Here is a 12944-nt window from a genome sequence, read left to right on the forward strand (position 1 = left end):
GCGAAAGCGTCCTGTCAGCCAACACCTGCGTTGCATGACTCACCGCTTTCGCGAGCAAGCCCGCTCCCACAAAGGCTTTTTATGCAGTCAGTTACAGCGGCGCAGGCTGGATGATTTCAACCCAGTAGCCATCCGGGTCCTTGATGAACGCCAGGCTTTTCATGCGGCCATCGGTCAAACGCTTCTGGAAATCACAGCCCAGTTCTTCAAAACGTGCACATGCCGCAACGATATCCGGAACCGAGATGCAGATGTGGCCGAAACCGCGCGGGTCAGTGTTGCCGTTGTGATAGGCGAAGTCGGCATCGTTTTCAGTGCCGTGGTTGTGGGTCAGTTCGAGGATGCCGGGAATCGACTTCATCCACTCGGTGCGGGCAGCAGCGTCGGCCGGGATCTGCGCCTTGTCGACCAGTGCGAGGAAGTACAGGCTGAACTCAGCTTCCGGGAAATCACGTTTTTCCACCAGCGAGAAACCCAGCACGCGGGTGTAGAAGTCCAGCGACTGGGTGATGTCCTTCACGCGCAGCATGGTGTGGTTGAAGACGAAGTTGCGGGTTGCGCTGTCTGGAGTGGCGGTGACGCCGGGGAAAGTGTTCAGTTCGTGCAGGCTCATAGGCCCTCCGTAACAATGGGGCGAGTGAATGGGCGCAATGATACGCATGCGGGGCGGCATCGCCAAACCGAATGCGCGGCTTGCTCTGTGGACGGCCGGGCCTCAGACTTTGCAGCTCAATCTGCGAGTGCCTCTGGTAATGATCCGACCGTTCAAAGCGCTGTTCGTTTGCCTTTTCTCGTCTTTGCTTGCCGCTCCTGCGCTGGCGGACCAGCCGAGTATCACTTGGCCTGCTGGCTGGGAAGTGGAGGCGCTGCCCGATCAAGCCCCTCAGGTTTCGCGCCAGCGCGCGGTGAAAACCGACACCGACGGCAATCAGGTCATGGTGATGGAGTTGACCATGACTCAGGTGGAGGCAGGTCATCAGGTCAATGTGGCGGGCGTTCTGCTGGAGATGCGCAAATCGATACAGAAGGATTTCTTCCAGGGCGGCTATCAGAGTGTTTGCAACAAGGTACACCCGGCGAAGCTCGGCTCTTTGGACGCGCAGGAAACCACCTGCACGATCACTGAAAACGGTCGACATGTGTTGTCGCAAACTTTGGTTGCTGCGGCCGCAGCGGATAAGGCTTATGTACTTTCTTACGCTGGGCAGGCCGAGGTTTATAAGGCAAGCGCCGAGGAAATAGTCGCAGTGAGAAACAGCTTGAAACTTTAAGCGTCTGTTTGCACCCCGTCCGGTTTAGATACCCGAAGGAATTAAGCACAAAGTTTAGCGGCGATTACGGTTGCAACATTCCGGCGCAAAATGTTTAGCCTCGCGGCTTGTGTGTGTTAAGGCGGATTGATAACTAGCGCGGGGGAAATCGTTGCTTTTGTTAGATATTGTCGAAAAAAAAGCCCCGCATAAAGCAGGGCTTGGTTGTTGACGCAAGATTAGCCGCGCAACCAGGAATCAACGGTAGCTGCACCGTACTGTTCCTTCCAGGCTTTCAGGCCACGGTGGTTGCCGCCCTTGGTTTCGATCAGTTCACCGGTGTGCGGGTTTTGATAAACCTTGACCACGCGAGCACGGCGGGTTTTTGGTGCGGCGGACACTTGCAAGCCGGACTTGGACGGGTTCGGATCGAGGATGGCGATGATGTCTTTCAGGCCTTTGCCGTAGGTTTTCATCAGCCCCTGGAGCTTTTCTTCGAATTCGATTTCTTTCTTGAGCCCGGCATCGTTCTTCAGCGATTCCAGCTGCTTGAGCTGTTCCTGAAGGGCCTTTTCAGCTGCACGAAATTCAGCGAGTCTGGACAATATCTTTACTCCAATAGTGTGTTTGGCTGATACCAACCGCAAACAAAGCTATAAGCCAAGAGCCTTGAAGCGACTCGGTGATAATGGCTCACCTGCCAATCTTGCACAGGCTGAAAAAATTGTAGTAGTTAATGCGCCAAGAGTAAATCCTGATCTTGTCGTCATGTAACAACAGTGGTGTTTTGTATCAATTTGGTGCGTCCGATCGCAGTGCCGGGGTTAATTTGTTTTTAGTTAATGGTGACTTAATGCATCGATGAAGTCGGCGCCGGGCATGGGTTTTCCGAACAGATAGCCCTGCAGGAAGTTGACGTGGTGTGCAGTCAGATAGTCAGCCTGTGCCTGAGTTTCTACACCTTCGGCAACAATACCCAGATCGAGCTTGGCCGAGAGCTCGATAATCGTGTCCAGAATATGTCGCGATAATGCGTCGATCCCGATCATCGCGACGAAGCTTTGATCAATCTTGAGAAAGTCCACATTGAATTTGCGCAGGTAACCCAGGCTTGAATGCCCGGTGCCAAAGTCGTCGATGGCGATCATCACACCCAGCGTATGCAACTGCTCGAACAGTTGGTGCGTGATGTCGCTCGGCTCGATCAGCTCACGCTCGGTCAACTCCAGCACCAGGCTGATGCTGCCGGGTGCGAACGCAGCGAGAAACTCGCGACAGTCTTCGACCAGTTGCAGATCGTGACAGTGACTGGCGGTGATGTTGATACCGATGTGAAACGGTTTGTTGAAACCTGCAGACAACGGGCCGAGCAGGGCGGCAGTCTGCTGCATCAGGGCGCGGGTCATGGGCACGATCAGGCCCGAATGTTCGGCAAACGGGATAAACATGTCCGGGCGCACCAGACCTTCTTTCGGATGTTTCCAGCGCATCAGCACTTCAGCGCCGGACCACTTTTTACTGTCGCCATGCACCACTGGCTGGAAATACGGGATGAACTCGCCTGCCTCCAGAGCGCGCAGCATTTCATGGCTGGGTGAGGTGGAGCGCCGCTGCAGGACGTGGCCGATAGCACCCGAGATGATCCCGAAAAAAATCAGCAGGCTGAACAGCGGCGGGTATTCGTCGGCCATATAACGCCAGGTTTCGCCCTGCGGGAAGCCTGCGGCGACGCTGAAGGCATAGCGCGAAGAGACCAACATACTTTGTGCCACCGGCAACGGCGGCAGGTTGCCTTGATGCACCTTGCCATCGGCGGACAGCCAGTTGTCGCCCACCTGCAGCAACAGCAGCGTCTGTCGGCCAATCAGGCGCAGGACGTTGCTCAGGTGATAGCCATCGAGCGTGGTCAGCGCGCCGCCGCGACCTTCGCTGAGCCGATACACCAGCAGCGCGGTGTTGGGCGTAACGGGGTTGCCGTTCATCAACCACAGCTTGCCTTGGGTGTAGTCGCCCGGGTTCACGGCTTCCTTGTACTCACCGAACAGCGAGCTGCAATAGAGATTGTTGTCCCATACCAGATTGGTCGAGCGCACGAAAGGCCGACGGGTCACCTGTTCACGCAACGCCAGTTTGACGCTGTCGCAGGGCTGGCCGGCCAATGGCAGCAGATCGCTGGCGGCCTGGGCGGTGTTGTCGAGCATCAGTTCGACCTGACGCAACGCCTCATCGGCGGTATTTTGTGTGCTCTGCTGCAAGGTGCGCTCGGCTTGCATATACAGAATCCCTGTGCCCAGAAGCACCGGCAGCAGGGCGCAAAGCAGGGTCACAATCATGCGCACGCTACGTTTGCGGCGGGGTCTGACAGTCAACGGCATGGGCACATCCTGTTGCGATGGAAGGGGAAACTCTCAAATGCAGGCCTGGCAACGGCGCGCCTGTGAAACACCGCGGAGTCAAGAGGCATGATAGATGGCCGTTGGCGCTTGCGCTGCTCAAGGCGAGTTGAGCTGCGTGGCGAGTTCGATAAAGGCCAACGTCGCCGGCGAAGCCTGACGTTGATCGAGCACGGCGAGGCCGATCTGGCGTTGCACAGCGGGTACCAGCGGCTTCTTCACGTAACGCGGCGTCGCATCGTCCGGCAACGAGCATTCGGCCACGACGGTAATTGCATCGCCACGACCTACCACGTTCAGCGTGCTGAGTAATTGCGAGTAGCGATAGCGGATCTTCGGTTGCAGGCGCGCGGCAGTGAACAGGCGCGAAACCAGCTCCGATGAACCGGCTTCGGTCAGCACAAACGGATCGGCACACAGATCCTTGAGGCTCAGCGCGGTGCGTCCTGCCAATGGATGATCGGCTGGCAGCAGGGCAACCATCTGGTCTTCTGCCAAGGCAAAAGTGTCGAAACGCTCCTGAGGCAACACCACAAAACCGATGTCGATCCGCCGCTCTTCCAACCACTGAATAACCTGCCTGTCCGGCCCCTCATCTATGTGCACTTCAATGCCCGGATGCGCCTGGCGATAGCGCTGCAAAATCGTCGGCAGCAACTTGATCGATGACGTCGGGCCGAACGAACCGATGCGCAACGTGCCGCTTTTCATGCCCCGCGCATCGGCCGCCTCCTGACGCAGGGTGTTGGCCAGACCAAGCATGGCCCGTGCGCGCTGGAGCAATTGCTCGCCGATGTCGGTGAGTTCGACTTGCGACTGATGGCGGTGTAGCAGTTCGACGCCCAATTCCTCCTCCAGCGACTTCATCGCGTGCGACACCGCTGACTGCGAAATTCCCAAACGATGGGCGGCGAGGGTGAAACCGCGCAGTTCAGCGACCAGCGAGAATATCTCCAGTTGAGTGAGGGTCATGAGTATTTGCTCATTTTACGATGACGTTAAATGAGGTGAATGATACGCCATCTTTCCAGCTGCATTACCTGGAGCATCATGCGCAACCTCGAGCAAATCCACGCAACGACCTCCGAGCGGCCGGTTTATCTGACTCTGGCAGCGGTGACCATGATTTGGGGCGGGACCTTTGTCGCCGGGCGTTTTCTGGCGGGCAGTCTCAGCCCGCTGTTCGCCGCCAGCCTGCGCTTCCTGCTCGCCAGTGCGGCGTTGCTGGGGTTCCTGTGGCTGGCACGCATCCCGCTGGCACGACCGACGTCCCGGCAATGGCTGCAACTGTTGTTGCTGGGGTTCTTCGGGATTTTCTTCTATAACCTGTGCTTCTTTTATGGCCTGCAATACATCAACGCTTCACGGGCCTCGTTGATTGTTGCGTTGAATCCGGCCGTGATCGGTCTGGCCTCGTGGTTGTTGTTCAAGGAGCGCATGGGGCGGATGAAAGTCGCCGGTATTGCGATCTGTATCGCTGGCGCTGGCCTGGTGATCGTCAGCCGTAATCCGCAATTGCTTGCCGCGACGCCTGACGCGTGGATCGGCGATCTGTTCATTCTTGGTTGTGTATTGGGTTGGGGCGTTTACTCGCTGTTTTCACGGGGGCTGAACCAGTCACTCGGCCCGGTGCAGACCGTGACGCTTTCCGTGATGATCGGCACAGTGATGCTCTGGACGCTGGCGGCGTTGCGCGGCGAGGTAAGCTGGGTCGCATTGATCAGCCTCGGTACGCCGCAGTGGTTGAGTCTGATCTACCTGGGTGTGCTCGGCTCGGCGCTGGCCTACATCGGCTACTACGACGGTATCCGCAAAATCGGCGCGACCCGTTCCGGCGTGTTCATCGCTCTGAATCCGCTGACAGCCGTGGTTCTCGGCGCGCTGCTGCTCGGCGAACAACTGACGTTGAGCCTGTATCTGGGAGGCGGCCTGGTGCTGGTGGGGATTTACCTGTGCAACAAACCCCTTGCACCGATGCGAAAAAGGCGGATTTTATAGAGAGGGCAGACAACCCTATTTACGCTGTGTAGAATCGGGTTACGCATACAATAATAATCGTCTTCTGGCAGCAGAAGCCTCGCCCGCAAGAGCCTTGGGTCGACAATGAAGATATTCGGGTTTCAACTGATCTACGGTGACTTCCTCGCCCGCAGTGTGCGAGGCATCTCCTGCGCACCACCCAGCGATCTCAGCATTACTGACAAATAACCCTGGTTAATTGATAAGAATGATGAGGCGTCACCATGGCAGATTTATACGAAAACCCAATGGGCCTGATGGGCTTTGAGTTCATCGAGTTCGCATCGCCGACTCCTGGCACCCTGGAGCCGATCTTCGAGATCATGGGCTTCACCAAGGTCGCAACCCACCGCTCGAAGAACGTGCACCTGTACCGTCAGGGCGCGATCAATCTGATCCTCAACAACGAACCCAATAGCGTCGCTTCGTATTTCGCGGCCGAACACGGCCCGTCGGTGTGTGGCATGGCGTTCCGCGTCAAGGATTCGCAAAAGGCCTACAGCCGCGCGCTGGAACTCGGCGCCCAGCCGATCCACATCGAAACCGGCCCGATGGAACTCAACCTGCCAGCGATCAAAGGCATCGGCGGTGCGCCGCTGTACCTGATTGACCGTTTCGGCGAAGGCAGCTCGATCTATGACATCGACTTCGTGTTCATCGAAGGCGTTGATCGCAACCCGGTCGGTGCCGGCCTGAAGATCATCGACCACCTGACCCACAACGTGTATCGCGGGCGTATGGCTTACTGGGCCAACTTCTACGAGAAGCTGTTCAACTTCCGCGAGATCCGCTACTTCGACATCAAGGGCGAATACACCGGCCTGACCTCGAAAGCGATGACCGCTCCGGACGGCATGATCCGCATCCCGCTGAACGAAGAGTCGTCCAAAGGCGCCGGGCAGATCGAAGAGTTCCTGATGCAGTTCAACGGCGAGGGCATCCAGCACGTGGCGTTCCTCACCGACGATCTGGTCAAGACCTGGGATCAGTTGAAGAAGATCGGCATGCGCTTCATGACCGCGCCGCCGGACACCTACTACGAAATGCTCGAAGGCCGCCTGCCGAATCACGGCGAGCCGGTGGATCAACTGCAATCGCGGGGCATCCTGCTCGACGGTTCGTCGAACCCGGACGACAAGCGCCTGCTGCTGCAGATCTTCTCGGAAACCCTGATGGGCCCGGTATTCTTCGAATTCATTCAGCGCAAGGGCGATGATGGTTTCGGCGAGGGCAACTTCAAGGCCCTGTTCGAATCGATCGAGCGTGATCAGGTGCGTCGTGGTGTGCTGACCACCGAGTAATCCGCCACTAGAATGAAAAAATCCCGGCTTGCAGTCATGCACAGCCGGGATTTTTTTGCGTCAGCAAAACTGTGGGAGCGGGCTTGCTCGCGAATTCGGTCTTTCGTTCAAGGTCTTTGTTGACTGACCTGACGCTTTCGCGAGCAAGCCCGCTCCCACAGTAGTTTTGTGTTGCTTTTAAGGGCGGCGTTGCCGCATCAGGTGTTTGAAGCCTTCGAAGATCAGCACCACAACGGCGAGCCAGATCGGAATGTAGGTCAGCCACTCGCCGGCCTTGATGCTTTCACCGAGCAACAGCGCCACACCGAGTAGCAGCACCGGTTCCACATAACTGAGCAAACCAAACAGGCTGAACGGCAACAAGCGGCTGGCAATGATGTAGACCACCAGCGCCGAAGCACTGATCAGGCCGAGCAGCGGAATCAGCCAGAGCAGGCCAGGATACTGATCGAACACGCCAAAGCCTTGCTCGCCACCGCGCACAAACCAGTAGGCCACCGGCAGCATCAGCGTCATGTCGACCCATAGACCGCCAAGGTTGTCAGTCTTCAAGCGTTTGCGCAGCACGAAGTACAGTGGATACCCGACCACGACGACCAGCGTCGCCCAGGAAAAACCGCCGACCTGATACAGCTCGTTCGCCACACCCAGGATTGCAAAGAACACCGCGATTTTCTGCAGGTACGACAGGCTGTCGCCGTACACAATGCGCCCGGTCAGCACCATCGCCAGCGGCAACAGGAAATAACCCAGCGACACGTCGAGGCTGTAGCCATTGAGCGGCGCCCACATGAACAGCCACAACTGCACGCCGAGCAAACCGGCCGAAACGATCAGGCCGCCGATCAGCTTCGGATAGCCCGCAACCCGCCGCAGCAGCTCCAGTACCCGCCGCCATTCACCGGACACCAGCATGAACACGGTCATGCACGGCACCGTCAGCAGCATCCGCCAGCCGAAAATCTCTACGCCGCTCAACGGGGTGAGCAGCGAGGTGTAGTAATACATGACGGCAAACAGCACCGAGGCTGAAACCGATAGAGCGATACCTTTAGACAAACTGTCCTCGCGGGTGGGTGATCAAACAGGGCGCGCAGGATACGTGGTTTTTGTGCTGAATATTGGCCGAGTGCTCATTATTTCCAACATGCACATTGGCGCCGCCCCCTCACCAGCGTAGTCAGTGGATTCGGGCAGAGCCCGAAATCCTTAGCGGGTTCGCGGGCATTACTGTTGTGCTTTCAACGGATTTGCGAAGTGCTCGATGTACATCTGACCAAACCGGTAAGAGGCGTAATCAGTCAAGTGGCCGATGTCACGGTAGACCGGCAGGCCGTCGACGGTCGTCGCGCAATCGGCCTGCGCGCATTGCACGCTTTTCGGATCGATCACCAGCAAGCTCGGGTATTCGGACTTCAATTCATTCAACAGCCTGGCCAATACCGGTTCTTCACTGCCTGACCAGGGTGTCGTGGCGCAGGCGCGGCTTTGCTCGGTACTGCCCAGCGTGCCGCGCAACTTGACCTGCTTCGACAGGCATTCGTTGATCCCCGCCGGCATTGGCAGCGTGCTCAGCAAAAAGACCGGAGTTGCACCTGACTTGACGATAATGTCCAGTGCTTCGCGGATCGCCACCCCCAAGCGTTGATGAGATAACTCAAGGCTGCGAGGGTCATCCAGGCGGGTAACAACGGCGTCGCTCAGATACGCCTCCCAGATCTGGCCGATGATCACGTACTGAAAGTGATGGCTGGCCACGATGTCGTAGTAACGTTGCGTGGCATCGTGGCACTTTTGATACAGCGCGTTCTTGTATTTGTACCAGTTGTACAAATAGACACCGGGCATCGTCAGGCACGCCGGGTAAGCCTGGGCGAGTACTGAAAGGTTGGCATCTTTGGCCAGTGATTCGACAAAACCCCAATACTGGTTCGAATAGGAATCCCCCATCAGGAACGCGTTGGGCGTGTCCCGCACAGCACCGAATACGCAGCCGGGATCAGCACCGTCGCTGACACCCAGGCAACCCTCCCGGGCAGGCGGAATGGCGGCGCTCAGGGTGTCGAACTGGCTGCCGTAGGCGTGGCCGAAGCGGAATGGCCAACCGTCATGTTTCTCGCCCGCTGCGTGCAACAACGACAGGCTGACCGCCGGCAGGACCATCAACCAGAGCAGTGTCTTGCCAAACCGTACGCGTGTTCTGCGAAACCGGTTTTCAACCAGCACATAGGAGGCGTAGCCGATGATGAAGGTGGCGATGAAATAAACGGTCGTCAGCAGCGGAGTCAGGGCAAGGCCCATGTAATTCATCACCGCGAGGATTGGCCAGTGCCACAAGTACAGCGAGTACGAGAGCGTGCCAATCAACACCAGCGGTTTGAACGCCAATAACCTGGAGGTCAGGCTGTTATCGCCGATACCGCGAAAGAGCAGCACTGCGGTGGCGAGGCACACGACAATGGCGTGGTAACCGGGAAAGCCAGACAGGATGCCTTCTCGGGTGGCGCAGTAGAAGATCGTGGCCAGCGCCAGCACACAGACCAACGTGGCACTTGTGCGATTGAGCCTGAAGTTTTGCGCACTGAAGATGACGGCGCAGGAGCCGATCATCAATTCGAAGATTCGAGCGGTGAAGAAGTAGTAGTTCTTGTCGGGGTAGGCGCGGGATAGATAGAGCGCGAGCGCCATCGCCGCCAGGGTCAAGCCCAATACCGTCGCCTTGAACACGCTTTTCGCCACATACCGGTCGAGCAGCCAGATACCCAGCGGCAAGGCCAGATACCACTGCCATTCGATGGCCAGTGACCAGGTGTGCAGCAACGGCAAGCTTGCGGCATCGGGTGTGGCATAGCCGGTGGTGACTTTTGAGAAGTACTGGTTGGAAATGATTAACGAGGTGTACTTTTCGCTCTTGAGAAATTCGACATAGTCATTGGGCAAGTACAGCAATGTCGTGGCGATCAGTGTGGCAATCAGCAGTGCAATCACCGCCGGTTGCAGGCGCCAGATGCGCCGGTTGTAAAACCCGGCAAAACTGAATGTACCGTTGTCCAGCGACTTCATGATGATCGAGGTCGTCAGGTAGCCCGAGATCACGAAGAAGATATCGACGCCAATAAAACCCGACGGAAACAACGCCAGGCCGCCGTGAAAAATCAAGACAAGCAGCACAGCGATTGCGCGCAGGCCGTCGACATCCGCACGGTATTGCAGTGAAGGTTTCCCATCTCCGGAGACGGCCCCTGCCAGCGGCGAAGCGTGCGTGGTCGATGCGTCCTTGTTGCCAATTACTTTGAACAGCATCCCGCGCAGAGGCTTGCACGCTAACTGAAGAGGGCGGTTGAACATCATTTATCCCGGGCCATTTGCACACGATCAATCAGCGTTTTCCATTTGATCGCACTTGGTTCAATGAAAAAAAACAGCCGATTGTATCGGCTGTTGTACAACGAGGGAAAAACTTATGGCTGGCGCGGTTTACGGCCCGACACAAAATGGCTCACATCGTTGAACCCCGGTGTCGACGCGTGCCCCGGTGTCACCAGCGAATCGATAAACGCTTCATCCTCCGCCGTGATTTTCACCGCTTGCGCCTTGGTGTACGCGTCCCACTGTTGTTCGGTGCGCGGGCCGACGATCGCCGAAGTCACGGCGCTGTTGTTCAGCACCCAGGCAATCGCGAACTCGACGATGCCGACCCCACGGCCCTGGGTATATTGCTGAATCTGCTGGGCAATGCGCAGCGATTCCACCCGCCATTCGGTTTCCAGAATGCGTTTGTCCTGGCGCCCGGCGCGGCTGTTGGCGTCCGGGGTCACGTCGGGTGCGTATTTGCCGCTGAGCACGCCACGGGCCAGCGGGCTGTAAGGCACCACACCGAGACCGTAGGTTTGCGCAGCGGTGATCTGCTCGGTCTCGGCCTGGCGGTTGACGATGTTGTACAGCGGCTGGCTGATCACCGGGCGATCGACACCCAACTGGTCAGCGATACGAATCACCTCGGCAATGCGCCAGCCGCGATAGTTCGACAGGCCCCAGTAGCGAATCTTGCCCTGGCGAATCAGATCGCCAATCGCCGACACGGTGACTTCCAGCGGCGTGTTGTGGTCTTCGCGGTGCAGGTAATAGATGTCGAGGTAGTCGGTGCCGAGGCGCGTCAGGCTGGCCTCCAGACCATTGAAGATGTGCTTGCGGCTCAAGCCGCTGCGGTTCGGTACGCCGTCCGCCGGGCCGAATCCGACCTTGGTCGCCAGCACCCATTCGTGACGGTGTCGGGCGATCGCCTCGCCGACGATTTCCTCCGAACGGCCATTGGTGTAGACGTCGGCGGTGTCGATGAAATTGATGCCCTGATCCCAGGCCTTGTGGATGATGCGCAGCGAATCCTCTGCGCTGGTCTGCTCGCCAAACATCATCGTGCCGAGGGTGAGGGTGGACACCTGCAACCCCGAGTGCCCCAGTGTGCGGTAGCTCATGCCGAAATCCTTTTGTCGGTGGGAAAACTCCAATCAAATACCAGAAGCATCCCACGGGGCAAAGTGAATTATCGGCTGAGCAATCCGCCTGCAATAAACAAGGGCAAAAAAGATCGCAGCGTGTTTACGCCCGCAACGTGCGCGTCATGCGCAGCGCCAGCAAGCTCCCGCCGACGATCACCCCCGCCAGCAGATACAACGCGGCATCGGTCGAACCGGTGCTGTCCTTGACCCAACCCACCAGGTACGGGCTGAGGAAACCGGCCATCTGCCCCATCGAGTTGATCAATGCCAGACCTCCGGCCGCCGCGCCCGCGCTCAACATCGCGGTCGGCACCGGCCAGAACATCGGCAGACCGGTCAGCGCGCCCATGGTGGCAATGGTCAGACCGAGGATGGCGATGGCCGGGTTGGCGGCGAAATTCACCGCAATCACCAGGCCGATGGCGCCCATCAGCATCGGCACAACAAGGTGCCAGCGACGTTCTTTGCGCAAGTCCGCCGAACGCCCGACCAGCAGCATGAACACCGCCGCCAGCAGATACGGAATCGCGCTCAGCCAGCCGATCACCAGGTTGTCGCTGAAGCCGAGGTTCTTGATGATCGACGGCAGCCAGAAGTTGATTGCGTACACGCCGCTCTGGATGCAGAAGTAGATCAGGCCGAAGGCCCAGATCGCCGGGTTCTTGAACACCGCGATCAGCGAGTCAGAGGTGGTTTTCGGCTTGTTCGCCAGGTCTTCGGCCTGGTCCGCCTCAAGCACCGCGCGTTCATGCGGGCTTAGCCACTTGGCGTTGGCAAAGCTGTCGCTCAGCAGGAAATAGGCGAGCGCGCCGAGGATGACCGTCGGAATACCTTGCAGCAGAAACATCCACTGCCAGCCCGCCAGTCCACCTTGCCCGGCGGCGAAGTGGTTGAGGATCCAGCCGGAAAACGGACTGCCGAGCAGGCCCGACACCGGGATCGCCGACATGAACAGCGCCATGATCCGCCCACGGCGGAACGTCGGGAACCACTGCGAGAGGTAGAGCACCACGCCCGGGAAGAACCCGGCTTCGGCCGCACCGGTAAACAGGCGCAGGGTGTAGAACTGGGTCGGGGTGGTGACGAACAGCAGGCAGGTCGACAGCGTGCCCCAAGTGATCATCATCAGCGCGATCCAGCGGCGCGGGCCGAATCGGGTCAGGGCCAGGTTGCTCGGTACACCGCACAGCACGTAGCCGATGAAGAAGATCCCGGCGCCGAGGCCGTACACGGTTTCGCTGAACTTCAGCGCGTCGAGCATCTGCAGTTTGGCGAAGCCAACGTTGACCCGGTCGAGGTAGTTGAACAGGTAGCAGATGAAGATGAAGGGAATCAAACGCAGGGTGATGCGTTTGTAGACGGCGTTTTTACCGGCGTCGATGGTCTGGGTAGCTGCGGCGCTCTGCGACATGGCGGCTCTCTCTTTATTATGATTTTTTGCGATGCACAGGTTAACGTTGATCGCCCTGAGAGTCTCGGCCA

11 protein-coding genes are annotated in these 12944 nt (G+C 58.1%); 3 read left to right on the plus strand and 8 right to left on the minus strand.

Going from position 1 to position 12944, the window contains the following annotated elements:
• Positions 1 to 91: 91 nt before the first annotated feature.
• Entirely contained in the window at positions 92 to 613 is a 522-nt protein-coding gene (gene gloA, locus M0814_RS15495; RefSeq protein ID WP_003224626.1) for a lactoylglutathione lyase, read from the minus strand.
• Positions 614 to 752: 139 nt separating this feature from the next.
• Between gloA and M0814_RS15500 the strand changes: the two genes are divergently transcribed.
• Positions 753 to 1271 (plus strand): DUF4946 domain-containing protein, encoded by a 519-nt coding sequence (locus tag M0814_RS15500; RefSeq protein ID WP_045122752.1) that lies wholly within the window; start codon positions 753 to 755, stop codon positions 1269 to 1271.
• 218 nt (positions 1272 to 1489) lie between these two features.
• Here the strand turns inward: M0814_RS15500 and M0814_RS15505 are convergent, their stop codons facing one another.
• The 3 genes from M0814_RS15505 to M0814_RS15515 form a co-directional block, all read right to left on the minus strand.
• Positions 1490 to 1855, minus strand: a complete 366-nt coding sequence (locus tag M0814_RS15505; protein ID WP_003224630.1) for a histone-like nucleoid-structuring protein, MvaT/MvaU family — start codon at positions 1853 to 1855, stop codon at positions 1490 to 1492.
• Positions 1856 to 2089: 234 nt separating this feature from the next.
• Entirely contained in the window at positions 2090 to 3625 is a 1536-nt protein-coding gene (locus M0814_RS15510; protein ID WP_103483340.1) for an EAL domain-containing protein, read from the minus strand.
• Positions 3626 to 3742: 117 nt separating this feature from the next.
• A complete protein-coding gene (locus tag M0814_RS15515; RefSeq protein ID WP_103483341.1) occupies positions 3743 to 4615 on the minus strand; it encodes a LysR family transcriptional regulator in 873 nt (290 codons plus the stop codon).
• 78 nt (positions 4616 to 4693) lie between these two features.
• Here M0814_RS15515 and M0814_RS15520 point away from each other — a divergent pair, with 78 nt between their 5' ends.
• Together M0814_RS15520 and hppD are read left to right on the plus strand one after the other, a co-directional pair.
• On the plus strand, positions 4694 to 5641 hold the full coding sequence (locus M0814_RS15520; RefSeq protein WP_103483342.1) for an EamA family transporter: 948 nt from the start codon (positions 4694 to 4696) through the stop codon (positions 5639 to 5641).
• A gap of 245 nt (positions 5642 to 5886) precedes the next feature.
• Positions 5887 to 6963 carry a 4-hydroxyphenylpyruvate dioxygenase gene (gene hppD, locus M0814_RS15525; RefSeq protein WP_003224634.1) on the plus strand — a complete coding sequence of 359 codons (1077 nt, stop codon included), beginning with the start codon at positions 5887 to 5889 and terminating at the stop codon, positions 6961 to 6963.
• 177 nt (positions 6964 to 7140) lie between these two features.
• On the opposite strand, the gene rarD is transcribed toward hppD, so the two are convergent.
• The 4 genes from rarD to M0814_RS15550 form a co-directional block, all read right to left on the minus strand.
• Positions 7141 to 8022 (minus strand): EamA family transporter RarD, encoded by an 882-nt coding sequence (gene rarD / locus M0814_RS15535; RefSeq protein WP_003224636.1) that lies wholly within the window; start codon positions 8020 to 8022, stop codon positions 7141 to 7143.
• A gap of 168 nt (positions 8023 to 8190) precedes the next feature.
• On the minus strand, positions 8191 to 10266 hold the full coding sequence (locus M0814_RS15540) for an acyltransferase family protein (protein WP_247868492.1): 2076 nt from the start codon (positions 10264 to 10266) through the stop codon (positions 8191 to 8193).
• Between the two features lie 158 nt (positions 10267 to 10424).
• Positions 10425 to 11438, minus strand: coding sequence for an aldo/keto reductase (locus M0814_RS15545; RefSeq protein WP_103483344.1), 1014 nt, complete (start codon positions 11436 to 11438; stop codon positions 10425 to 10427).
• A gap of 124 nt (positions 11439 to 11562) precedes the next feature.
• Complete coding sequence (locus tag M0814_RS15550; RefSeq protein WP_103483345.1) at positions 11563 to 12873, minus strand: MFS transporter; 1311 nt, start codon at positions 12871 to 12873, stop codon at positions 11563 to 11565.
• Between the last annotated feature and the right edge of the window lie 71 nt (positions 12874 to 12944).

It is taken from the genome of Pseudomonas sp. MWU12-2020, from assembly GCF_023100605.1.
GTDB classification, from domain to species: domain Bacteria; phylum Pseudomonadota; class Gammaproteobacteria; order Pseudomonadales; family Pseudomonadaceae; genus Aquipseudomonas; species Aquipseudomonas fluorescens_H.